The sequence below is a fragment of the Cohnella sp. GCM10020058 genome (assembly GCF_042683485.1).
GTDB lineage: Bacteria > Bacillota > Bacilli > Paenibacillales > Paenibacillaceae > Cohnella.
The window spans coordinates 109,402-134,329 of record NZ_JBHUJV010000025.1; the positions used below are offsets into that span (position 1 = coordinate 109,402).

Genomic DNA, 24,928 nt, shown 5'->3' on the forward strand with positions numbered 1-24,928 from the left:
ATAACTATTATATGAGGATTAGACGGACAACAACACATCAAGATTCATCTCCAATGATCTAAGTTTGATGTATATTAGTATATCATTGCCTTTCCTGAATTACAAATTATACCAAGTGCCAAAGAAAGTACTGAGTTAGTTTATTGATTAAAGAGAGGATTTTCTGTTTTTACGGCGAATTTCATCAAAAAATGTACATGGAGAGATATGATGCAAATTTCCAATGCAATTCAATTTGTTATTGATGAAGTGGAACAACCAGCGTTAGATCACCCTCTCCTTGAAAAAAAGCTCAAGAATAAAGTGATTAATTCAAGAACAATAGTAAAGAACATGAGAAAAGTGGGGGATTTGCATAGGTATTTAAAACGTTTTGAAGTTATACCAACAATAAATTCAGAAGAGAGGACGTTATATGATCGTTTTAAATCATTGGGACTCAAGACATATGAAGATTTGTATTCAGAGTTTAGAAACCTTTTTATAAATGAACTAGATGACGTTACTGTTCTTGATGATTTTATAATTGGTCAGGAGTACACTTCGTGGGATATATGTATTTTTGCACAAACATATAGCGTTCGATCTGGAATCTATCTCATTGGAAGTCATACAGAAGTAAACAATGCTATTTTTATAAAAGCCACCTTTGAGGATGGGAAATACCCTAATAGGTGGGTAGTGCCTAATGAAGTTCTAAAATATTACTTGTATAGCGTGGAGGATGTTTTTAAACCAGAGTATAAAGTAAACTCTGCAATTATTAATTCAAATATCACAAACACGCCAATTTATGTTTTTAGTAAAGAAGGGACTGTACTAACATTAAAAGGCATTTACAGATACGATAATCACCATGAGCATGAGACTGACGGTTCGAAATGGTTCATATTAAATAAGGTGGATTCCCTCTCAACTAATAAGGTTTTAACGCCAAACGAGTACGAAGAATCAACATGGAAACAAGTGTACGAGTCGAAAAAGGACTCTAGAACAGATCGTCTGAAGAGGTTGAGGAACGCCCCTAAGAAACCTGATACAATCACTGTCGTTTCAGCGGCATTTAAACGAAATCCAGATGTTATCGTAGAGGTGTTAAGGCGAGCGAAAGGCATCTGCGAAGAGTGCGGTAAACCTGCTCCATTTTTACGTCAAATCGATCTTACACCCTATCTAGAAGTTCATCATGTCATTCCACTAGCTGATGGTGGGGAAGACACTGTGGAAAACGCAAAGGCGCTTTGTCCAAACTGCCATCGAAAAGCACATCATAGTGCGAATGTGATTACTGTAACTGCCGCTTTAATGATCGAGAATGGCAAGATATTGATAGCTAAGCGCGGAGGAAAGGGTGAGACTGCCGGAAAGTGGGAGTTCCCAGGCGGAAAGATTGAGCCAGGGGAAACTCCAGAACAATGTTTGCGACGAGAGATAAAGGAAGAGCTAGGTGTCAAAGTTAAGGTTGGCCAATATTTTGGTGAAAGTGTTTATGTATACGATCAAGGAATAATAAGGTTAATGGCATATAGAGCAAAGAGAGCCAGTGGCGAGATTACTCCAATAGTGCATGAGGAAATAAAGTGGGTTTCAAAGAAGGAACTTCTTGAATTTGAATTTTTACCAGCAGATATTCCAATTATAAAGATGATGGTTGAATAGCTTTTGTTAATAATGGTAGTCAATATGGATTACAGTTAATTTTGGAGGCTTCAACAGACGAAACGCACTGTAATCTACTCACTGACGGAAGCGAATTATAAAAACAGCACCAAGCTTACGCTTGGTGCTGGCTGCCGCGGACAACGCTTCGCTTTTGTCCTTGTCCGCAAGTCGAACGCTTCGCTTTTCGACTTGCAAGCGCGATCCGTCTTTTATACTATTTTGTTGTGCTGTCTCTTAAGGAGATGCTTCCAAAAACGTTGATTTAACAGCCTTTTTCTCACATACTTAGGTAGTACATCACCTAATATATTATACGTGCCAATCACTAGCGGGCTGGTCTATAGTCGCCGTATCTGTAAACGCCTCAAAGGAATCTGTAGTTAAATACCGTTCAAACAGCCCACGCATTCGAATACTTGGTATATAAATAGTAATTGACTCTCTATTCCTAATCCTGCTTCTCCATACCCACTGAATGAGTTCAGATAAGGCCCAAGCTTCTTGGTCAACTTCAACTCCATATTGTTCAAAGAATTTCTTTTCAATGGGATTCATAAATCTATTAATTATGTAGGCAAGATGATACTTTTGACTATAGTCATTGGTTGCTCTTGTGGTCATCGGAAGAAAACAACCAGCAAAATTCCTCGGCTGTAATTTTGATTTGATTTTATCATTGTTCCCCTTTACGGTAGTCCATAAAGCAGTCTCTTTGTTTGCTTTACATATATTTGTAAGGAAGTTGTAGGTATTCTTTCGTAAAGTAGCAATTAAGTCCTTGTTTTTTGGGTTCTCCAACCAGCTAGTGGAGAGAGCATACCGTTGATGACCGACCTCATTTAGATGCCCGCTATAAATGTGTATCAGTTGCTTTAGCTGAGTTTTGTCTTGGATTTGTCGAACTTGGTAAGGGACAAGGCTATACTTCCCCGACTTAGATATAACGGATAAATATCTATAATGTATTCCATGCAGATCATAGTAATAACGTTGAAGTTGTCCTTTAAATAGATAAGTCAGAATGAATACGTCTCTAAATATATAAAATAGATCACAAGGGAGGTTCCATATCACAGCCGAGTTGTTGCAGTACATGAGATTTCCCGAAAGAGCCATTTGTTTTAAATCATTGTATCTATTGTCCGAGTGTATCATCTCTTCACGCCATTTAATGAATTTTAAGCCCTTTTTGTCCTCCACGTACTCAATAGCTCCCGCATTGAATAGAACGTCTAAGTCGTTTTTACGCAAGGGAATTTGCTCAATTACATTCATTACTTCATCAAGAATGAGAGTGTAACCACCATCTTTTATGAGCTTGCGAGTCTCCGCATTCGCCATTTGAAAGAGTGCGTGGGTAGTAGCAATGTCACTTCTTTGTTTTAACAAGCGATGTAAGTCCTCGAGCTTGGTCAGACCCCTTATAGACTCTGGTTCAATAAAAGTTCTGTTTAGTACAGCAGCTTTGACTCTCTTTACTTCGTCCAAGAAAGGTGTCACATATATAAACCTATGGGAATCACGGTGCATCTCATTCATATACTGAATTGCCCAAGATGTTTTACCATAACCGCAAGGCGCATCAATTACGTTGATATTTCTCATTTGTCTATCCTGCCTCTTGTTGTTTTTAAGTTCTAAGGAATATGATCTTGATCAAGTAATAGTTATATTCATTTAATATGTTAGCTCCTACTACTGCTATCTAGCGCAAATAGCTTGTATAGTATAATCTATAAATATTATTGTGTAAATAGTTACCATGGTTACCAAAGTTACCAAGGTAACCAAGGTAACCAAGGTAACCAAGGTAAGCAAGGTAACCATTCCGATAGTTGTAAACAATGGTCAACCATTCTAAAACTCGCCCGGGTCTTCGGACTCGGCTCTTTTCATTTTTAGCAAGCTAAACCCTTAATCGTAATGTAAAAATTTGTCGATAAACAGACTTATAGTTCCTTAAATTCCCTTGTATGATTGTGGCATTACATATTGGGGAGTGGTTAGGTTGAAGAAGGTTTTGCTTATACTATTTGCACTGGTTTTGTTTTTGCCGTTTATAGGCGCTCAGGGAAAGGCAACAGCAGCGTATACCGGGGGATTGTTTCCACCTGGAAGTTCGTTAAATGACGATGACACATCAACGTATAAATTAGTAAGCAGTGGCGTGAGTACATACAACTTGGATACACCTCAAACAATTAAGTCTTTTAGAGTTTCGGCAAACTGGAATGTAGACGTGGTATTTTATGCTGGTACTACGAATCTGTATACTGCACATTTTACATGGAACAACAGCGAGGCTATACAGCACTTAAATCTCCCTCAGACGCTTAATGGTGTCACAAAGGTTGAGTTAGTCGCTTTTGCGAATATGCACCTTTATGAATTTGATGTTTTTAGCACCTTAGCTCCAGGCAGTGTCGTAACACCCGATGCTCCGCTGAGCCTTACAGCAACCGCGAGCAATGCGTCTGTCGCACTTAACTGGACAGCAGTAACCGGCGCTGTGAGCTACAACATCAAGAGATCAACGACTGCTGGCGGTCCATACACGTCGATCGCAAGTGCCGTAACTGGGAATACCTATAATGATACTGGCTTGTCAAACGGCACAAAGTATTACTATGTCGTCACAGCAGTTAATGCAAGCGGAGAGAGCGGAAATTCCAATGAAGCAAACGCAACACCAACAGCTGGCAATGGATCAGGCTCGGAAGGCGGATCACGCGCGCTCTTAACAATTCATCTGGTCGGTGGAGCTGAGAAGGAATACGATCTGTCGGCTGCTGAACTCGAAAGCTTCCTTGACTGGACTGATTCGGCGACACAGTCTTCCCGCTATAAATTCGTAAAGACATACAACAAAGGACCGTTCAAGGCACGCGCAGAGTACATCGTTTACGGTAAAATCGTGAACTTCGACGTCGATGAATACGAACCAGCGCAATAAGGGACAGCCCGGGAGCTTTGACTTCCGGGCATTTTTGTAACCCTCAATCGTAATGTAAAAATTTGTCGATAAACAGACTTATAGTTCCTGAAATTCCCTTGTATGATTATGGCATTACATATTGGGGAGTGGTTGGATTTGAAGAAAGTTTTGTTAATGCTGTTTGCACTGGTGTTATTTGTGCCGTTTATTGGGGCGCAGGAGAAAGCTTCTGCTGCAACTACAACTTGGGCAAATGGGTCAACTTCAATCGGCATTTCACAAGGAACTCATGGTTCTGAAGCGACCGTTGGTAAGGAAACAGGAAAGTGGTATTGGGAAGTGACGCCTAACAATAATTATCCAAATGGATGTGCCTGCGTAGTTGGAATTGTCTCTGAGCAGAAGAATACGTTAGATGATTCGATCATCTACATTAATCAAGTAGGTTACTATGGATGGAACGGCAACGTGTTAACAGGTTCAATGTATCACCCCGCCGGGCAAAATTACGGTGCCGCGTTTAATAACGATGGCGTTATTGGTGTTGCACTAGATGTAGATAACAAAAAAATTAAGTTTTACAAGAACGGTGTCTCTCAAGGAGAATTTGATTATTCAAGCTCAAATTTAAATGGCAGCAGGATTTATCCATCCGTTTTTTGGGCTTCAAGTGCAGGAGGTTCGCCAGCAGTTACTTTTGATGCTAATTTTGGAGCTTCAACATTTGCTTATACGGTTCCTTCGGGATATTTACCCTATAATCAAGAGTTATCGAACAATCCTTCTAATCCCGCGAATCTAACGGCAGTAGCAGGAAATGCATCTGTCACTCTGACCTGGAGCGCAGTAAACGGTGCCATGGGCTACAACGTCAAACGCTCTACAACTGCCGGTGGCCCTTATACGACGATCGGGACGGCAGTTACAGGCACAACCTATAATGACTCTGGCCTTACAAATGGAACGAAGTATTACTATGTCGTTACGGCAGTAAACGCCGATGGCGAGAGCAACAATTCCAATGAAGCAAATGCTACACCGACTGCGTCGGTATCTTCTGGACGCGCACTTCTTACAATCCATCTTGTCGGTGGCGGTGAGAAAGAGTACGATCTATCTGCAGTTGAACTGGATAGCTTCTTAGACTGGACCGATTCCGCGACGCAATCCTCTCGGTACAAGTTCGTAAAGACCTGGAACAATGGGCCGTTCAAGGCTCGTGCAGAATACATTGTTTATGGCAAGATCGTCAACTTCGATGTAGACGAATATGATCCTGCTGAATAACAAAATAGATAGACCGTCTGGCTTCGGCTGGGCGGTTTTTGTTAATATTGAATAGGAACGTGCGTTCGGTATATAATAAAAATTGAATTAGGATTAGGCTATACAAGAAAAGGGCATTAAATTTATAGCAGGATGGTTTGGGGCAATGAAGGAAGAAACTTATACACTATGCAGGTTAGAAGTTAATCAAAGAGGCGCCACTTAACAGCAAAGAAGGAGGATCGCTGTGCTTCCTGATAAAGAGCGCAAGCTGCTTCGCATACTCTCCTCGTACGTATTCAAGAACAAGCAGTTCCCGTCTATGTGGCTGCTTTGGAGAAAGACTGGCCTACGTGAAGGTGTCCTGCTTCGATCGCTTAATTCTCTGGCTGCTGGGGGATATATTGAATGGGATGCGAAACGGCACTCCGAGGCGCGGATTTTGAGTGAGTGGGAAGAGGGGAGTAATATTCGGCCTCGACTGGATTTGCGATCTATAGAGCCTTGGGAGATGGAGAGTTTTTAATTATAAAACCGCGTAGTTTGGCACCTTTGACTGAATCGCTGGTCTATGCGGCCACTTGAACACGACCTGAATTAATAATTAGGTTCCTACAATCCTCTTCGTATCGCAATTAATTCATAATGCCTTTCCACGCGAATGTGTTAACCCGCTTCCCTGAGTAAAGAATCAGCTTTAATCTGTAAACTATCCCCCCTCAAGGTTTGCGAGGCTGGTGAGTTAGTAAGCTTAGTGGGCGTTTTTAGGCTCATTAGTTAGTGAAGGCAGTGCGTCGTACCGCCCATACATTTCAGACGATTAAAAGCCGTTTAAAGGGGCCTTAAATGAGCCTGATCGTTCAAGATAACTGTGGGTTCGAGATGTGGTTTTGGTGATTTGAACAGTAAGGAAATTTACACAAAATGACGATATAAATACATAAACGATTTTAATTGCAAACAAACTAGAATGGCATTCATGCTTCGAGGTGATATGAATTTTGAATGGTGAAGGAAAGCAGTCTTTGCTTGATTTCTTTAAAGCAGCAAAAGATATTGCACTCATAATAACATTTCTAATCTATTTCTCTGGATTTTTATTTGTAAATGCAAAATACAGTGTATTTATAAATGATTTCAATACTCTTGATGTTATATCCTCAAGTATACCTACTGCATTAGATATTTTTCTAAAAAATGGAATATACATAAGCTTAGTTATAACAATTTGCTATGTGCTGGCCATATTTTGCTATAATCCTGTAACCTCGAAGAAGAGAAAATCAAAAAAAGCAAAATTCACTAAGTTAATGGGGCCAGGAAAACGAGGAATACAAAGTGCAATCGAGTTAGTACTTATTGTAGTTCTACCAATGCTATCATTACATTTCAGTAAGTATAATACAGCTACAGTGCATTGCACTTATTTCCTTGTCTTTTTTTTAATGTTTATTTGGTTATTTCGAGTGAGGGATAACATTCTAAACGCAATTTATTTTGAAAATACAATAATAAAAAATGTAATGCACAAAAATGCTATAAGTATTGATGCTGAAAATAGTTATAATAATGGGTCATTTCAAGAAGTCCACTCTTTACACCGCTTTAGAGACAGATTGTTTCGAGGTACTAGCGCATATTACTTTTTAGCGTTTTTTGTATTTATGAGTATATTTATATTAAGTTACGGCGCAAGTCTGGAGAAGGGAAGAATGCTGGATATTGCTCGTGGTCATGGCACTTTTAAAATGGCAAATATCTATTACGACAATTCACCTAACTATCAGTCACTTTTTGTGTTGGATATTTCTAAGGAACTACTTATTGGATTTCAAAATAAAAAAGCTATTGTTGTACCTCTAAGCAAAACAACAAAAGTTGATCTTTCGAATGTAAAATTGGAGGATGAGGTTGAGAAGCTAGAAAAAAATCAAAATCTCACCGCGGTAGAGAACGAGATTATAATCACTTTAAAAAAATATTACGATGATCGCTTAATCAACAAGGACTCAGAAAACTTACTCTCTTATATAACTGATAAATGGTATAAAGAAAACTACAATTCGCTAACGTTAAATTTATTAGCTAAGCGTTGGCGTTTACTAGACTCATATAACGGACATCCTTCCAAGGATTATATTGGTGTTGATTTTTCAAAACCGATAAAAACTGCATCAAATATATACGAAGTTTTTGCTGTTGAGGTTTGGAAAGGTCAGAATGATTATATTAAATTTTTAATGAAACTTGAGAATGGTTCTTGGAAAATAGATAGGATATACCTTAATCAGTATCTTTTTGATTTTAAATAGTCCTGCTTGGATGTAATTGTATTTTGTAGTATGATGTTTCTATCCAAACGCGAAGCACGCGTATCCAGTTGAGGCGAAGCCCTCTCTGTTTACGCGTGTTTTTTGCATTCAACTAAGGAGGAAATCCAATGTTAAAGCGCTACATACCTGTCACGTCAGATCAACAACTTGAATCGTGCATGCAGAATGGTATTGCGGTGGATGTATGGATACAAGGCGATTTGGAAGCATCAATGCATATCATAAGCTTTGATGAGCTGTCAATTGAAGTAGTTGGTGGTAGATACTTGCGGGTTTGTGTGGAGCTTAGAGTAAAAGAGAGTTTTTTGAGAATTGTGTAGGTGATCACGGAAACTAACGAACAACTCCTTTCGTATCGAAATAAATAATAAGAATGTTAAAGCAAGGCCAGAACTAGTAGCTAGATATTGGTCTATGTAACTAACTCCCTATAAACTATGAGAATTCGGTTACTATTTTGAACAATAGAGAGAGTCTTACCGTGTCGCGGAACTTAGATAAAAATGTGTATTAACTGGCTGTCAGACTGATAATATTTTTTGTGAGATATATCTTTATTATGGCTTGTTGTATTTTGTAGGAGTCGTATCGATTAAAGAAGAAAGTCAGATTCCATTTCGATTTGGGGGATCAGGGAGAACTGTTTAAAGTTCTGTTACTTAAGAGTGACGATAAAGCACATAAAAATTTAAGTTATGTGTGTGACAAATCAACGGAGCAAGATTTAAAGAAAATTTTGAAAGGAAATTGATAGCTAAATAAAGAATAAATAATAAGTCGAGAAGTTGGAGTATGAAATATTAGAAGGCGGTGATCGAACTAAATGACTGAGAATCAATATTATTTTAGTAACATTACTATTGAAGATAAAAATCAAATCATTTTCGATGAAATTCGAGACTTTGCAAATAGAGAAAAAAAGACTGTATATGTTATAAACAGTCCGCTTGCAGAAAAGAAATATGAATATGGTTATGAAAACGCATTTGCATTACTAATTCCAGGCCACATGATTACATTTGTTAATCTTGGAAAGAACGGAGACGAGTTTGCAGATTACTGTGAAGATTTTTTAGAGGATTTGGGACACATTTCGGATAAGTATGAATATAAGGAAGTATTAGGAAGGCCGCGGAAATGGAAGTCTGATTATTTTATACGGCTAGACCAAAATGATTTTGATGTAACTAATTTGGATAGTATTTTAACTAAATATAAGATTATAAACGATGAAGATAAACGGAAGACTGATCTTCTTATTTCTTTGTTGATCGGAAGTATAAATTCCATTGAAAAGGTAGGAAACGGTGTCCCCGAAAGTATTTTGGAAAAAGTAAAACGCAAAATCGTATTGTTTGATAGTGACCAAACAAGATTTATTTTCCATAAAGTAAATAGAAAAAGAGTTACTATTCAGGGGCTAGCGGGAACAGGGAAAACAGAACTTTTATTACATAAGTTAAAAGAATTATATACAGAAAACAATGAGAATAAAGTAGCTTTCACATGCTTTAACAAAGCCCTGGCTAATAAATTGAAAAGTAGAGTGCCTGAATTCTTTGATTTTATGAAAGTCGAAGAACAAATTAAATGGGAAGAAAGACTTTGGGTAATGCATAGCTGGGGTTCGAGAAATGATAAAAATAATGTTGGATTGTATAGTTACATTTGCAAACATTATGGATTGACATTTTATAGATCCAATGAAAAAAGTTTAGGTGATGCTTGTAAAGTAGCGTTAAGACAACTTGAAGAAGATGGAAACCCTGAACCGTGCTTTGACTATATTTTAATTGATGAAAGCCAAGATTTTGACGACTCTTTTTTTGAATTATGTGAAAAAGTAACACGCAAGACAGTTTATGTTGCAGGGGATATCTTTCAGAATATATTTAGGGATAGTATACCTGATGTAACTCCTAACTTTTTGTTGAATAAATGTTATAGAACAGAACCTAAAACATTAATGTTTGCTCATGCTCTTGGTCTTGGATTATTTGAGAGGCCAGTGCTTAGATGGCTAACAGATGATGAATGGTACGCATGTGGATATACGATTGAGAAAAAAGATCAAAAGTACTTGCTTTCAAGGAACCCTTTGAGAAGATTTGAGGATGTAAAGGACGAAAATATTCCAAGTATTGAATTAGTCGAAACTGACAATCACGATTGTAGAAATCAAATTATCAAAATTATGAAACAAATAATTATGGAGAATCCAACTGTAAAGCCAGACGATATTGCTATTGTTTTTGTTCAACAAACTAATTCTAATTTTGATTTAATGGATCAACTTTCTATAATAATTTCGAATGAATTTAATTGGAAATCCAACATTATTCATGAGACTAAAACAAATACTCCCGATAGAGTATTCATTAGCAATAAAAATAATATTAAAGGTCTTGAGTTTCCCTTTGTCATTTGTGTTGCAAATTACATCATTGGTGAGGACGTTAATAGTAGGAATACTCTTTATATGGCTCTCACTAGGTCTTTTATTACTTCATACCTAATAGTTTCTAAATCTGCTAACTCTAACTTACTTCCTTCTTTGAAAGAGGGACTTGTACAACTTAATAATAGCGAACAATTAGTAATCGAGAAACCAAAAGAAAATGAAATTTTGGATAGGAAGATTTTACTTAGAAGCCTTGAAAAGGAAATGAAATCCCAACGAGATATTGTTACGGAACTCTTTAAAAAACATAGAGTACCACAAAAGAAACATAACAAGTTAAGGGACATGGTTTCCTTAGTTTGTGAGGATAGTGTTGAGGAAAGGGCTATTGAACGGGTTATAATTGCGAATAAGGATTTCATGTATGAGTAAATTTCTTGAGTTTAATTTAACGTATAACTTGAGCGAATTAGCCACCAATGCCATTCGAGAGAAAAGCGACATTATAAAATTATTGTTGCATGCTATAAGAAGTATCAATACTAATATTGAAGTTCAAGATAAAGAACTTGGAAAAATGTATATTCATATAAGCAAAATGAGTAGAATAACTTTTTCGATCAATTTTATGGATGGACATTATCAGAAGAACTTTTCATTTGCATTTCCTTTCGCTATTAAGATTAACGAAGAGATAGAGGTATATTCTGTCGGCAATGATATCATTATTGATTCAACAATAATCAATGTATTACTGGAATTAGCAGAAGAAAATTGGTTTTACGAAAAAGAACAGCAACAAGAAGATATGTACGAGTTTCTTGGAATGATTGGAGAAACAAATAGGGCTTATGAGGTCGATGAACAATTAGAAAAAAAAATTTGGATTATTGCAAAAGAACTTTTTTTGTTTGAACCTGGTTATATTAGATATGACTATGACGCCGACCCAGAACGACTTAATCCAGACTCTCATCCGTTGCATCACATCGACTTGTTTTTCTCATCAAGAGCTACTTTTAAATTAGGAATTGAGGAAGCTATTATTTCGAATCGAATTTTTAGTGCAAATGAATTAATGGAACTTTTGGATAGTTCAACCGATTGTGGATTTATTAATTACAAAAAAGCGAGATAAAGTTATAAAAGTAATCCATATAGCCTAAAATTATCATCTTTCTCTTACAAGTGCTTTTTGTTGCGATAAAAGAAATTATAGAGGAGAGGGTACATTATTTTAAAGTTTTTTAGAAAGGGAGAATGATAAAGCAAAGACTCCACAGACACAAGGTGTGGAGTTCTTTGCTGACATAAAATTAAATATTTTCGTTGTAATTGTCGTTCATATTTCTCCAATCGAGCGTGAATAATAGTTTTTTATCATCGAGTTGAATGACTTTTTTCTCTAATAGTACTTTTTGTGCTTTCTTACTATAGACATTAATTAAGTCGAGTGCTATAAACACTTGTTTATCACTAGAGTCATATAACTTAATGATTTCCTCAATAGCTGGTTTTTCGATATTCTTAAATAAAAACGAATCATGAGAGATAAAAGGGATGCTGGTTAATAAAAAAATAGCAAGATCGAATATTATTAAATTTGCGTAAGCTTTTCCTGTACCAGTGTTATCGAAAAAAATATAAACGTAATCATTAGATTTCAATGTCAGTTCCGGGGCCATCCGATTTCCCTTGTAGATTTCTTTATTAACAAAGGCTAATTTCGTGTTAATGTTTTTTGATATCTCCTCAATTATTGTTCCCTTCAAAGTGTTTAAACTACTCTTCTGTACATCCACGTTATTATTGATTTCGTTCATCTTAGTATAGTAGTCATTCTCAAATTGTAAGGTTTTTAGTTTAGCCGAAGCTTCCAACAAAGCATCTAAGAAAACATTTGGCTTTTCATCAGGGTTTAATAGTTTCTCCATTCTATTGTTTATTTCTTGTGTTTCAATGTCTAAAACTTCAATGTTATTTTTTAATTCTTTTCTTGCAAGTTCCAATTCATCGCTCAGTATTGAAGAAATGTTATTATGGAATTTTTCTATGTCTTGTAACTTTTGAATGTTTACGTGAGGGAAAAACTCTAATAAGCTTTCAAATTCCACATTAATTGTCCTTGTTAATCTCTTATTCGTTCGATTTAATCTTAGTTTCAAATGTTCTTTTTCATTTAGTAGAATCCGTTTCCTTTCTCGCAAATCTATCAATTCATCTGAAATTAAATCAGATATATTTATACTTGGGCTATAATTACTTTTTCCCCAATCAAGAATTTCATTTTGAAGCCGCTCAATATGCTTCAAGTTAGTTTTGTATTTGGTCTTTGTTATTTTTGGAATATAATCTAGTTCGCTTGCTTTTCTGAATATCCGTTTTTCTTCGTTTGCTTTTTTCAATTCATAATCTTGAAGTTCTATTCTATGGTACTCGTTGAAGATTTTGATCAGCTTATTAACTGTTTCTAAATTTGCTTCTGAATGGTGCGCGTGTAAAGGTCTTTTTACATCATAATTATTTTTACCCCAAACTCGATTGAAAGGACTAACTGCAGATCGAAACGTGAGTTTTTCAGAGATTATGCCATATTGTGTCTTTAGAAATTCGCAATAGTCGTTCAAATCAATTTGAGTTAATTTTAAAAACTCACTATTACATTTGTATACCTTGTCGGAATTTTGAGTTCCACGTGAGAAGTAGTATTTCTTTTGATTAAATTCAAGAATAAAGAAGAACTCATGATGCCCCAATCTGACAACTACATCTTTATTGTGAGAGATATAAGAACTACCACCGAATATAAAATCAATTATCATCAATAGCGTTGATTTACCGATTGAGTTGGAACCCAAATTATCTCCAAGCACTACATTTAGCCCACTATGAAACCTAATTACCTTCTCTCGAAAAATGTCACACCTAATCTGCTTTAACATATTTAATAGCCCCTTTGCCAAAGTCCACTTCAATACTATCTAGAAGATATAAAACTTCTAATGAAAATATAAATTCATCTATTTCATCGAAATTATGAAAAGTTTGGTGATAAAGTTTTGAGATACTTTGCTCGCCGAGTTCTAGATGCCTTAAAATAACAATCATTTTTCCAATAATCGACTCATTAAAGCTAATTATTTTATTGGGAGTTAGCATCAAATACCTCACAATTCTGAATGAAAAAGGAAGTTATTATCTGACACGCGCCTATCGAATCAGTCTGCGTTTTTTTATACAACCACTCTGTTACAATTGAATAAATTTCATCCTGAGATTCTTCGATCCTATCTACTTGAGTAAAGAAAGATCTGACCTGTGAGGCGATTATTGCAAATGACTTAGGGTGATCTTTGTCGAGTTGTTTGAATTCTTCTTTAATAAATAGGTAATAATCAGTTATGTCGTTCCGTATTTTTCTCTTTGTGAACCCAGTCAAAGTTCCATTCGCCTTATCATCAAGTTTATGTGCTTCTAATTTAAGTTTAGTCAGACTAGACTCATTTATATCCCCCAATAACTTAATAAGTACTTCTCTAATCTGAGTTTCCATAGGATATTCATGAAATTTTTCTTTTGTAGCGTTTCTGGTAATGATATTCTTTTTAATCTTATATAGAATTTTGTATTCTTCTACAGTCCGAGGATGATCGAATACTTTATGACACTCTCTGCAAAGGGCAATAAAATTGTCTAAATCGTTTACGTCAGAGGTAAGTCTTTCTTCATTCTTTAGTAATTCTATTTCTTGTTCCGAAGGATTTAATGGATAAATATGCGCCGCTTCAAAAATTTTTACCTTTATTTTGTTTTTTGTACGCATAAGAGATTTGTTACATAAAGGACATAAGCCATCAACTTCATTAAAAAGAACAATACTTTCATTTGGGGTTGGTTCTCGCCTAACATTTTTCATCACGATGCATACACCTCAATTTGTAACCGCTCTTTCAATTAGTTAATACTTATGGTAAATAGCACCATTCGACATGAGAGTTAAAAATCCTCTTAAATCTAGGACTAAACGAGAATACGAACATCAATTGCGGTTGAATCACTACCCTTCACCCGCTACAGTTGATATACAAATTAATGTAATGATTGAATAGTAGTTTACACTAGTAGGCGCACGTATTCGTACACCGTCGGCATCCGCACGTTGACTTCCATCAAAACAGTCTGACCGCCGATCGCTGTCGGCGAAGATCGAGTGAGGATAAATAACAAATCCCTTTTACTGGAGCGTGGCGCGGGTAAAGGGATTTGTTTAAGAAATTTAGTGATTCACTTTCAGCAACTTCCCGAACAGAAGAAGACAATGCATCGAAGGAAACAATATACTTTAAGGGTACATAGATTTCTCTTTTTAAGGATAAGATAAGATGGGGACGGCGTTATCGGGCCTTAGATAAATGCGTTAAATGTGGTGTTTGTAAAGTGGTTGACTCCGTCTTCTGGTCATAATATATTAATTTAATCTAACGGTTAGGTACCAATTTAAACGTATTAACTCAGACCGCTGTAGCTGTTCAACAATAAAGTGCCATAAACTCAGTCATGACAAGGAATGGCGGGTTTTTATAACGAGGGGCGACTTGAAAACCGTTAGGGTGCAAGCCCACGTGGGAGCGAATCCCACTCTTTCCGCCACAAGTAAATAACAGGGCCGGTTCCCGGGAGGGGATCGGCCCTGTTTTGCATGATCAGAAAGTATAAATTGAGAGAAAACTTGTGGCAGGTAGGCGCACTTCCATCGTGTCGGAACTATTCAAGGCTTTGCGGGTCGCAACAACTGCATTTGTACATTTATTTCTGTCGACCAGCGACATTTAACAAAATACCTGCAAATGTGCAGGTAAATTAAAAGCGTAAGCCGGAAATGGAGCTGATGGAGGAAATTAACTGCACATTCTCCTAGGCCCCCTAATCGGAATTGGAGTCCCTCCCTACAATCATTTAAACTAGGGATAAGGGAGATGAGCGGGATGGGAAAAGGTTAAAGGAAGAAACACGGCTTAGAACCGTAAAGGAAGCATTGGCTGGCGTTAAGGTAGGGGGGCTTGCTCGCATGTACGACATTCATCCCGACACCATCCGTTTGTGGATACGCGAGCATCGCGACTTGATTCCACCGGAGGACATTCCTTCGGCAGACGGGCATCTGCAAGAAATCCAGCGGTTGCAGGAAGTCGAGCAGCGGTATGACCGAGCGGTTAAAGCGCTTGGTGAAAAGAACTCGAAATCGAAATTCTGCGTGAACTGCTAAGAAAAACAACCCCCGTTTATCGAGAAATTCGAAGTAGCAGAACCATTTATTAAACGGGGGGAGCCTGTTGTACGGGGGGGGGCTGCCTCCCTTGACCAGGAATTAGACGGAAGCTTTGGAAAATTTGGAGCTGGTAGGTGTAGCCTTCGCGAGGTAGCTCTTCCGGAGGCGGTCTTATTTTCTAACTGAGGAGTTGTAGCTGTGAGGGTGTTTATGTCGCCTAGTTGGATTTCCTTTTCTGGAGACGCATCTGCGTCCCTTGATGAGGAAAAGTGTGGGAAGTGGATGTATTTCTTCTCGGACAAGAAATTTGTCGGAAATCTCTGTGAAGATGCTATCCGTACAAACGTCGTTAGTGATTGTAAGCATAGCAATGCTGAATCTGGCGTTGCTTGTTTCTACCTCAATTTTGATGATGTCGAGGCGCATAAAAAGATTCTGTTGTACTTCTTAGAACATAAACTCATTCAGAGAACAAAAACCGGAAAGTTGTACAATATTTCGTTTAAGTTAGATAATCAAACCCGAGCTGGCGAGTATGGTTCTGAATTTAAATCTGACATCACACTATCAAAATTTGTTGATTTGAAAACAGGGGAGTGGTTACTACAATAATCTGTTTATAGTGGTCAAGAGTCTATTCGTAGGCAAACATGGTCGACTGTTCTGTGAAGCCTGTAACTTTGACTTTTAACAGATATATGGGGACATGGGCATTGACTTCATTGAGGGGCATCATAAGAAGATGGTGTCGGAGATCATAGAACGGGAAACGACAAGGGTTGAAGACATTGCAATGCTTTGTAGTAACCGTAACAGAATGGTACATAGAAAGCGAATTATAAGTGTTGAAGATTTAGGAGAGTTGTTAAAAAAGAAAAAATGAACCATAAGGTTAGTCTCCTTGTGGTTCATTTCATCCTTAGACGACAACATAATACTGAAGAGTCTTCTTGGCGCTTGTAACTGTTTTACCAAGTGTCAATAAGGGTTGCTTTCCATTCGTTATTGCATCGATAAGATCGGACTCAATAGTTCCCAAATGCTGAAATAACCTTCTAAAGTGCCTCCCGAGGATTTCCTTAAGAGTTAACTCGTCTCCAGCAACCTTAGATTTTATACATGTTTTTAGAATTGGCTCAAGTTCACCGTAATTCGCTAATACAGTTTCAAATACACCTTCCGCTTCTCTTTCCAGTATGTACAGACTATTTATCATATGTTCAATAATCCTTAGTGCAACACTTAACTGCTGATCTGAGGGGTTTTTAATTTCATGTGCGGCATCGTTGCCTAAAAATCTAATAGCATGCAGTAAGTCGGCATTCATTCTTGAAATAATACCATTATCGGCTAACTTTCCAATACGCTCTTGTAAGTTATCTCCGCTTATCGTTTGCTCGTTGCATATGGCTTCAATTATACCTCTAAATCCAAGTCCAGCTAGGATTTTTGCACCTTCTTTATAAGCGGAAATCGACTGCTGATACAACTCTTTTAACGTTTCGGGTACATAGTACATTTCTTGTATCGGTCTATGATTTTTTATTACATTAGGATAAGTTGATACAGTTGTCGGAACATACCATCCACCATCATCATTATCAGTAGGATAACCACCATCTATATCATGAAACTCATATCTAAAAGTTATATTTTCACAACCCATGCACTTGACAATATAGTAATATTCATCACATAAGTACTCATCTCTTTGGTTTCTCACGTGTTTCTCTAATATGTCATGATTAGTTTCATTATGACATTTCACACAATAGTTTTTCACTCAAGGATCACTCCCGATCCAGATTTTATTTCCTTTTTGCTGTTTCTTCCTTGGTACTTAACCCCCACCGATGGTGCCGATAAGATATTGCTAGCATATCTTACTGTATATTGGTAAATAAATGAAAGCAACTCTTCCCCTCTAGTTGAAATCATTGGTTTTACCAGCTACAATTGATTTACGAAAATAACGCAATAATTGAATAGTAATTTACTCTATTGAACTACACCGTCGGCATCCGCGCCGTCACCTCGATCGACGGCATGACCGCCGACTGGGCGCGCATTCCGTGGGACGTGCTGGAGAAGATTTCCGTGCGTATCGTCAACGAAGTGCGGGACGTCAACCGTATCGTTTACGATATCACTTCCAAGCCGCCGGCGACGATCGAGTGGGAATAACAAGCGAATCCCTTTTGTTTGCCATCGGCAAATAAAAGGGATTTTTCATGACCGGTCATGGGGAGGGCAACCAGCTGATTTATATCATTAAGTTCGTATACAGCTTCGTGCTGCCGCCGGGCATCTTTGTCCTGCTGCTGGCAGCTGCCTCGCTCTGGCTGTGGAGGAAATCGCGCAAGCAGGCGATGCTGATCGCAGGCATCACGCTCTTGTTCTATCTTTCGGTGATACCGATAACGAGCCGGCTGTTGATCGGCGCGCTCGAGCGTCAATACGACCAGCCGAGCACTGTTCAGGGCGACGTCATCGTCGTGCTGGGCGGCGGAGCCAGCCGCGGGACGCCCGATCTCGGCGGCGAGGGCAATCTGTTCGGAGGGGCGGCGAACCGGCTGTTGACGGCGGTCCGGCTGCACCGGACGACCGGATTGCCAATCTTGTTTTCGGGCGGACAAGTGTTCTCCGACAGCGGCAACGAAGCGGACATCGCGAAAAGGCAGCTGATCGGGCTGGGCGTGCCGGAGAGTGGCATTCTCGTGGAAAACCGCTCGCTGAATACGGAACAGAATGCAGTTTATACGGCTGCACTGCTTAAATCGTCCGGCTTGACGCAGCCCATTCTCGTTACATCCGCATTCCATCTGCCGCGGGCGGTACGGGAATTTCGTAAAGCCGGCCTCGAGCCAGAACCTTTCCCGACGGACTATCTTTCGAGCGGCGGACGCTTCTCCCTTTACCCCGGTCTGCTTGCGCCCAATAGCTCGTCCGCCGGTACGACGGGAACGGCCCTCAAGGAATATCTCGGCTTGCTGGCGCTTAAGCTCCGATAAGGCGATCACACTGCGTCAACCGTCCAATGTTCACTTTGATTCCGCTTTCAACATACATTTAAAGACGATTCTTTGATAATATTGCTAAATCATTAACGTAGACAAACGTTTTGTGCATGAACATTCATGTTTTTGTTGACATCCGACAAATTTCGGCCCTAGAATATGCATGGGACCATAATTAAAACAATTGCATATCGATTCGTATATTTCCGGGGATTGGCCCGGATGTCTCTACAAGGTCACCGCAAAGGACCTGGCTACGAAAAACGCGCGAGGCGGAGTCTCGATCCACGGATCGGCTCTGCGCATGAGAACGCGTTTTTATGCGGAACCTAGGAGAAGTATCTTCTGGGTTTTTTGGTTGTGGCGCCAACTTTTAAGAGGCGAAAGGGGAGCTTTGGAGACGATGGAACGTTTCTTTAAGCTGAAGGAATTCGGTTCAAACGTACGCACGGAGATCATGGCGGGCATTACGACGTTCATGACGATGGCGTACATCCTGGCGGTCAATCCGCTGGTGCTCGGAGGATCGGGGCTCGACACGTACGGCATCTTCCTCGCAACGGCGCTCGGCGCCGGTATTTTCACGCTTGCGATGGGCTTGTTCGTCAACTTCCCGGTCGCGCTGGCGCCTGGCATGGGGCTCAACGCCTACTTCGCGACGACAGTCGTAGCGTCCAGAGCGACAGGCCATGCAATATCGCCTTCGATGGCGCTGGCCGCGGTATTCATTTCGGGGATTATCTTCATTATCCTGACCGTCACCAAGATCCGTCAGATGCTGATCGTTGCGATCCCGGACAGCATCAAGTATGCGATCACGGTCGGCATCGGCCTTTTCATTACAATCATCGGCCTCAAAGGCAGCGGCTTGCTGACGATCTCGCTGAGTCCGTTCGCGGACTATGCGGCCGGCTCTTACAGCAACCTGAACAGCAACGAGACGATTTTCCACCTCGGCGACATCACGGAGCCGTCCGTATGGCTGACCGTGCTCGGACTGCTGATCATCAGCGCGCTTATGGTGCTCCGCGTTCGCGGCGCCATTCTGTACGGGATCCTGCTCACGACGCTCATCGGCGCCATCCCTGGCGTGGACGTCGTCAGCTTCGACTCGCTGAAGTCTGCGGACTGGGTGCCGAATTTCAGCAAGCTGAACTTCTGGGACTTCAACTTCGGCGACCTCCTGACGACCGGTCTTCTCTCGGCGATCGCGACATTCACTTTTGTCGAGCTGTTCGATACGTTCGGTACCATGGTTGGCACGGCCAACCGGGCCGGCTTCTTCAAGGATAAGGAGAAGGGACGCAAGCTCGTCGGCAAAGCGATGCTGGTCGACGCCGTAGCCGTCAGCGGCGGCGCTATGCTCGGCACAAGCACGATGACCGCTTTCGTCGAGAGCTCCGCCGGTATCGCCGAAGGCGGCCGCACGGGTCTGACCTCGTCGACGACGGGCGTACTGTTCCTGCTGTCGCTGTTCCTCGCGCCGATCGCGCTGCTCGTGCCGTCCCCCGCGACGAGCGCAGCGCTCATCATCGTCGGCGTGCTCATGATGCAATCCGTCAAGGAGATCGACTTCGAAGATCTCGTCGTCGGCATTCCGTCGTTCCTGACGGTCGCCATGATGCCGTTTACTTACAACATCGCCAACGGCATTTCCTTCGGCATCATCTCGTATGTGGTGCTGGCCGTCATCGCCAACCTGGCAGGCAAGAAGAAATACCAGGTTCACTGGCTGATGTGGGTGCTGTTCGTGCTCGTCATCGCGCGTTACGTGTTCATCGGCGCGGAAGGCTAAGCTTTCTTACCTCGCTCGCAATCCCCGCTTCCTTCTTGACTAGAAGGGGCGGGGATTTTTTATGTCTGATTACGGAGATGCGCGGAAAATCGCACAACGGCGCTCCCGGGCGACGACTCCGACAAGGATTGACACTTTTTAAAAAGGTAAGTTATGGTTGATCTATCAAGCGATCCATCGCTCGCGTCGGCAAGGGAGACCATATGCTGAAATATTTTACCGCCTACAGAGGGCTGCTCGTCCTGCTCCTGCTCTGCCTGCTGATCGAAGCCGCTTATGCGGTTGCCGCGCCGCTTAGCTTGAAGTATTTGGTCGACGAAGCATTTGTCCCGAAGGACGGGGGCGCGTTCGCGCTGATCCTGGGACTGCTGATCGGGACTGGGGTGCTGTCGATTGCGGCCTCTTTATCAGGCGACTACGCGCTTGGAAAATTAGTCGGCCAAGGCATCGCGAAGCTCCGTCTCGACCTGTTTGAGCGCCTTCAGCGTCAATCGATCTCTTTTTATGGGGAGTATGGCACGGGAGATCTGGTCGCGCGTTTTACGACGGACACCGCTTCGGTCGAGCGCACCGTAGGGGCGACGGTGCCGCTGCTGTTCGCGCAGACACTCAGCGCCTGTCTAGGGATCGGCATGCTGTTCGCGCTCGATTGGAGGCTGACGCTGATCATGATCGCGGGCGCTTCGCTCATGATCGCGGGCCCCAAGCTGCTGCAGCGCAAGGCGGAAGCCGGCCAGCAATTGCTGAAGTCGTCGCAGGAGCGCTTCATGAACGCAATCGACGAGACGGTGAAGGGGCACAAGACGATCCGCAGCCTTCATCAGCAGGAGCGGATGCGCCAACTGTCCGCTCGTCTCATCGGGGACATGCTGAAAAACGGCTTGCGGCTGCGCCTGATCACCTCTTGGATGGAGCGTCTGCCGCTGGTGTCGTTGATGGTGCTTAACGGTGCGATGATCGGCTTCGGCGGCTACCTGATTTTCCATGATCAGCTGACGATCGGCGGCTTCATGGCCTTCTTTACGCTGTTCATGACCGTCGGCCAGTCCGCGACCAATCTGACATATCTGATTCCCGGCATGATCGAGGCTAGGGTGAGCTTCGCCAGAATCGGCGAGCTGATGGCACGCGAGCCGGAAGTGCCGGAGCCTGCCGAGCCGCGCTCGCCCGCGGCTCCGATCCGGGAGATCGCGATGGAAGGCGTCACCTTCGGCTACGAAGAGGGCGCGGACCAGCTCCGCGGCGTATCGCTCGGCATCGCGGGCGGCAGCTACACGGCGTTCGTCGGCGCCAGCGGCTCGGGCAAGAGCACGGCATTGCAACTGCTCGCTCGGCTTTACGATCCGAGGCAGGGGTGTATCGCGATGGACGGCATCGATCTGCGCGAGATCGGAGAGCGGCGGCTTCGCGAGCTGACGCTGCTTGTCGGGCAGGACACGTTTTTGTTCAATGCGTCGGTTCGGGACAATCTGCTGCTGGACAAGCAAGGCTTGAGCGAGGCCAATATAAATGAAGCGGTGCGCAAAAGCGGGCTGCAAGAGGCGGTCGCGCGTTGGCCGAACGGACTCGATACGCTCGTCCGGCAGGAGGGCGGCAGCTTCTCAGGCGGGGAGCGTCAGCGCATCGCGTTGGCCCGAGCGCTGCTTCGCGATCCCGACGTGCTGCTGCTCGACGAAGTGACCTCGGCGCTCGATCCGGGATCGGAGACGGCGGTGAACGAGCTGGTTCTGTCGCTGCGCGGCCGCAAGACGGTCGTATCGGTGACGCACCGGCTGTCCGCGGTCGTGGAAGCCGATCGTATCTATGTGTTCGACAAGGGCGAAGTCGTCGAAAGCGGCACGCATGAGCAGCTCCTCGTCCTGGGCGGCGCTTATGCGCGGCTGTGGGAAAAGCAGCAGGGCTTCCGGCTGTCCGAGGACGGACTGCATGCGGACGTGAACACGGATTGGCTGGCGCGGCTGCCGTTTCTGGCGGGGATCGACGCGGGACTGCTGGATAGTCTGTCCGTCGCCTTTTCGACGCAAATGTGCCGGGAAGGCGAGGCGATTGTCCGCGAAGGCGAGGAAGGCCACACCTTCTACATTATCGTGCGCGGTAAATTCGAAGTGACCAAGCAGACGGAGGATGCGGGCGAACGACGCGTGGCGACGCTCCAGGACGGCGATTACTTTGGCGAGATCGCGCTCATGAGAGAGGTGCCGCGGACCGCCACCGTTCGCGCGCTTGGTCCTTCCGTGCTGCTGTCGATGCGCAGAGAGACGTTTCAAAGGCTGCTCAGCGGCTCGACGCAAATTCGCGACGAATTGAGACGCGCGCTCGAGTTAAGAGCTTGAGCGGCGGGCCGCGAGAGGAGAGGTTACAATGACGGCGCTACAATGCGCAGTATGCGAGACGGACGACGATTATGCGCAAGCCAGCCTGTTTCTGCTCGACCATATGCGCGACGTGCATCCTTCGTTTTCGGTGCTCGATACGGTTACGCTCGCCTATCAGTACATCACCGAAGGATCCATCGTGTTGGTGAGAGAAGGCGGAGATACGGTGGTGGGGTTGGGCGCTTACTACCATGGGACGAGAGAGGAAGCATTCAACGACAAAGATATCGCGTTGATCGACCTGGCGCTCGCGGTCCGCTCGCATCGGGGAACCCGCGTATTTTTGGACGGTTTCGGCTTTACGATCCGAGCGATCGCCGAGCGGCATCCCGAGGTGCGGGAAGTCCGGTTAACCGCGCAATCCGACAACAAATACTTGAACCGGTTGTACGCGAAGTTCGTCCGGCCTTACGGCGTGCGTGATGGCGTTCTGGGCGAAGAGACGCTTTACGCAAGCGATATCGAGCACATTTTGTCTATGCTGTGCAAATGGAATCGTGTATAGTTGAAATGGATATATATCCAATTTTTGTCGAAGGAGGTCGAGAGTGTGTTCCCGGTTCCCCCAACGATGGATCAGCCGACGAAGGGCAGCGGTTTCGGCAAAATCGTCATCGCGAACGACAATCTTCGCGCAAAGCCGCAGCAGTAAGAAGCTGGGCTGCTCCGCGAGAAATCAGGCGGAGCAGCTCCGCTGCACACTTATGAAAGAAGACCCGGGAGGTAAAAAACGGTGGGCAGGGCGATCATCCATGCGAACTGCATATTCAGGCGCTGCGAGCTGGAGATGGACCACGCCTCCTACCTCCGTTATTTAATATCGAGTCACGCCAGTCTTCATCTCCCTTATTCATTTGCAACCAAGCTCAGCTTCCTGGCGAGTCCGCTCGTGCTCGGCAGGGCGATGCTGATTCATTGCGAGGATACCTACGAAAATGTTGGCGCCTTCGGCTTCGCATACGGTACCGGACCGGGCGAATACGAGGACAGGGAGAATTGTCAGCTTGAAGTGTTCTATATGGAAGCGAAGCGGCGGACGCCGGATGTGCTTCTCGCCGCGGCAAGCCAGCTTGTAGACGATATCCGCGAAGGCTATGCAGAGGTCCGGTACATCCAGTTCTGGGTACCGTCGTCGTCGGACACACGCGAAGGGTGGCTGCTGCGACGAATCGCCTCTTTACCGGAAGCGTCACGGACCGTTAACGGGATGCTGGCGCTGTACAAGCTGCCGCTCGACGAGCTGGAGCGATGGGTTCGCGGGCTGGCGTCGCGGCGGGCGAATAGGCGGAAGGTTCGTTAATCGCAAGATACAAGGGGTGTCGAAGGCCTTGGGGCCGGAGGCATCCTTTTGCATGAAGGGCGGCGCAAGCGGGAGCCTGCTTTTGTTTAACCTCCATAATATTAAATTTACTGAAAATTTCTTAATCTAACCTCCGGCCTCGGAATTGTATGACCAAAATCCGAACATTCGTTTTTTCAGCAATCGCTAGCGTTCGCCTTTTCGTTTGACAGAGATGTAAGGTTTGGGTTAAACTAAAAACCGGCAAACAGAATCGGAATCGCTCGTATATTATCGGGAATAAGGCCCGATCGTCTCTACCCGGAGACCTTAAATTTCCGGACTACGAGCTCTCGGACGGACGATAGGCGGAATGCGGGACGATCCCTCGCGGGAAGGAACGCGTTGCGCCTTTGCAGCGCCTGGGAGCGAAGCCGGGAATATAGGGAGAGAGACGGGGTTAGACGGAGGGCCGACAGCGGCCTGAAGTCGCCCTTTTTTGCGCTTTTAACCGGACCCGTGCCTGGGGATCGCCGCAGCGCGCGGACGGATTCGCGGGCCGGACAAGTTGCGACGGAATTTGTGCAATAATGACA

The 24,928-nt window shown here is 43.1% G+C and carries 18 protein-coding genes, 2 pseudogenes and 2 riboswitches; of the genes and pseudogenes, 15 read left to right on the plus strand and 5 right to left on the minus strand.

Going from position 1 to position 24,928, the window contains the following annotated elements; all coding sequences use genetic code 11:
• Positions 1-210 precede the first annotated feature (210 nt).
• Positions 211-1,659, plus strand: a complete 1,449-nt coding sequence (locus tag ACFSR7_RS34460; RefSeq protein WP_378169158.1) for an NUDIX domain-containing protein — start codon at positions 211-213, stop codon at positions 1,657-1,659.
• 312 nt (positions 1,660-1,971) lie between these two features.
• On the opposite strand, the gene ACFSR7_RS34465 is transcribed toward ACFSR7_RS34460, so the two are convergent.
• The gene (locus ACFSR7_RS34465) at positions 1,972-3,267 is read right to left on the minus strand and encodes a DEAD/DEAH box helicase family protein (RefSeq protein ID WP_378169159.1); all 1,296 of its coding nucleotides are present in this window, start codon (positions 3,265-3,267) and stop codon (positions 1,972-1,974) included.
• 403 nt (positions 3,268-3,670) lie between these two features.
• Between ACFSR7_RS34465 and ACFSR7_RS34470 the strand changes: the two genes are divergently transcribed.
• The 6 genes from ACFSR7_RS34470 (at position 3,671) to ACFSR7_RS34495 (ending at position 11,735) form a co-directional block, all read left to right on the plus strand.
• Positions 3,671-4,615, plus strand: a complete 945-nt coding sequence (locus ACFSR7_RS34470) for a fibronectin type III domain-containing protein (protein WP_378169160.1) — start codon at positions 3,671-3,673, stop codon at positions 4,613-4,615.
• A gap of 138 nt (positions 4,616-4,753) precedes the next feature.
• The gene (locus ACFSR7_RS34475) at positions 4,754-5,884 is read left to right on the plus strand and encodes an SPRY domain-containing protein (protein WP_378169161.1); all 1,131 of its coding nucleotides are present in this window, start codon (positions 4,754-4,756) and stop codon (positions 5,882-5,884) included.
• Between the two features lie 980 nt (positions 5,885-6,864).
• Positions 6,865-8,175 carry a hypothetical protein gene (locus tag ACFSR7_RS34480; RefSeq protein WP_378169162.1) on the plus strand — a complete coding sequence of 437 codons (1,311 nt, stop codon included), beginning with the start codon at positions 6,865-6,867 and terminating at the stop codon, positions 8,173-8,175.
• 128 nt (positions 8,176-8,303) lie between these two features.
• Complete coding sequence (locus ACFSR7_RS34485; RefSeq protein ID WP_378169163.1) at positions 8,304-8,516, plus strand: hypothetical protein; 213 nt, start codon at positions 8,304-8,306, stop codon at positions 8,514-8,516.
• Positions 8,517-9,019: 503 nt separating this feature from the next.
• Positions 9,020-11,029 (plus strand): STM2767 family DEAD/DEAH box helicase, encoded by a 2,010-nt coding sequence (locus ACFSR7_RS34490; protein WP_378169164.1) that lies wholly within the window; start codon positions 9,020-9,022, stop codon positions 11,027-11,029.
• Positions 11,022-11,735, plus strand: a complete 714-nt coding sequence (locus tag ACFSR7_RS34495) for an STM2766 family helicase-associated protein (protein WP_378169165.1) — start codon at positions 11,022-11,024, stop codon at positions 11,733-11,735. Before ACFSR7_RS34490 ends, ACFSR7_RS34495 begins: the two co-directional genes overlap by 8 nt.
• 178 nt (positions 11,736-11,913) lie before the next feature.
• Here the strand turns inward: ACFSR7_RS34495 and ACFSR7_RS34500 are convergent, their stop codons facing one another.
• From ACFSR7_RS34500 to ACFSR7_RS34510, 3 genes are read right to left on the minus strand one after another with little or no spacing between them, the layout of a single operon-like run.
• On the minus strand, positions 11,914-13,539 hold the full coding sequence (locus tag ACFSR7_RS34500; RefSeq protein WP_378169166.1) for a DUF2326 domain-containing protein: 1,626 nt from the start codon (positions 13,537-13,539) through the stop codon (positions 11,914-11,916).
• Positions 13,523-13,756 (minus strand): ABC-three component system middle component 7, encoded by a 234-nt coding sequence (locus ACFSR7_RS34505; RefSeq protein WP_378169167.1) that lies wholly within the window; start codon positions 13,754-13,756, stop codon positions 13,523-13,525. The genes ACFSR7_RS34500 and ACFSR7_RS34505 overlap by 17 nt, the downstream gene beginning before the upstream one ends.
• Positions 13,740-14,513, minus strand: coding sequence for an ABC-three component system protein (locus ACFSR7_RS34510; RefSeq protein WP_378169432.1), 774 nt, complete (start codon positions 14,511-14,513; stop codon positions 13,740-13,742). The genes ACFSR7_RS34505 and ACFSR7_RS34510 overlap by 17 nt, the downstream gene beginning before the upstream one ends.
• A 1,089-nt stretch (positions 14,514-15,602) precedes the next feature.
• Here ACFSR7_RS34510 and ACFSR7_RS34515 point away from each other — a divergent pair.
• Positions 15,603-15,863: pseudogene (locus ACFSR7_RS34515) on the plus strand (helix-turn-helix domain-containing protein); the annotation flags it as partial.
• A gap of 201 nt (positions 15,864-16,064) precedes the next feature.
• Positions 16,065-16,478, plus strand: a complete 414-nt coding sequence (locus tag ACFSR7_RS34520; RefSeq protein WP_378169168.1) for a hypothetical protein — start codon at positions 16,065-16,067, stop codon at positions 16,476-16,478.
• A 307-nt stretch (positions 16,479-16,785) separates the two neighbouring features.
• On the opposite strand, the gene ACFSR7_RS34525 is transcribed toward ACFSR7_RS34520, so the two are convergent.
• Positions 16,786-17,649, minus strand: coding sequence for a DUF4145 domain-containing protein (locus ACFSR7_RS34525; RefSeq protein WP_378169169.1), 864 nt, complete (start codon positions 17,647-17,649; stop codon positions 16,786-16,788).
• A gap of 221 nt (positions 17,650-17,870) precedes the next feature.
• On the opposite strand from ACFSR7_RS34525, the pseudogene ACFSR7_RS34530 reads away from it, so the two are divergent.
• The 6 genes and pseudogenes from ACFSR7_RS34530 to ACFSR7_RS34555 form a co-directional block, all read left to right on the plus strand.
• Positions 17,871-18,050: pseudogene (locus tag ACFSR7_RS34530) on the plus strand (GMP synthase (glutamine-hydrolyzing)); the annotation flags it as partial.
• 74 nt (positions 18,051-18,124) lie between these two features.
• Entirely contained in the window at positions 18,125-18,877 is a 753-nt protein-coding gene (locus ACFSR7_RS34535) for a YdcF family protein (protein WP_378169433.1), read from the plus strand.
• Positions 18,878-19,059: 182 nt separating this feature from the next.
• Positions 19,060-19,160: riboswitch (purine riboswitch) on the plus strand.
• A 126-nt stretch (positions 19,161-19,286) separates the two neighbouring features.
• Complete coding sequence (locus ACFSR7_RS34540) at positions 19,287-20,678, plus strand: NCS2 family permease (RefSeq protein ID WP_378169170.1); 1,392 nt, start codon at positions 19,287-19,289, stop codon at positions 20,676-20,678.
• A 203-nt stretch (positions 20,679-20,881) separates the two neighbouring features.
• The gene (locus tag ACFSR7_RS34545) at positions 20,882-23,011 is read left to right on the plus strand and encodes an ABC transporter transmembrane domain-containing protein (protein ID WP_378169171.1); all 2,130 of its coding nucleotides are present in this window, start codon (positions 20,882-20,884) and stop codon (positions 23,009-23,011) included.
• Between the two features lie 28 nt (positions 23,012-23,039).
• Positions 23,040-23,558 (plus strand): hypothetical protein, encoded by a 519-nt coding sequence (locus ACFSR7_RS34550; protein ID WP_378169172.1) that lies wholly within the window; start codon positions 23,040-23,042, stop codon positions 23,556-23,558.
• 228 nt (positions 23,559-23,786) lie between these two features.
• Positions 23,787-24,353, plus strand: coding sequence for a hypothetical protein (locus tag ACFSR7_RS34555; protein ID WP_378169173.1), 567 nt, complete (start codon positions 23,787-23,789; stop codon positions 24,351-24,353).
• 243 nt (positions 24,354-24,596) lie between these two features.
• Positions 24,597-24,698: riboswitch (purine riboswitch) on the plus strand.
• Positions 24,699-24,928 lie beyond the last annotated feature (230 nt).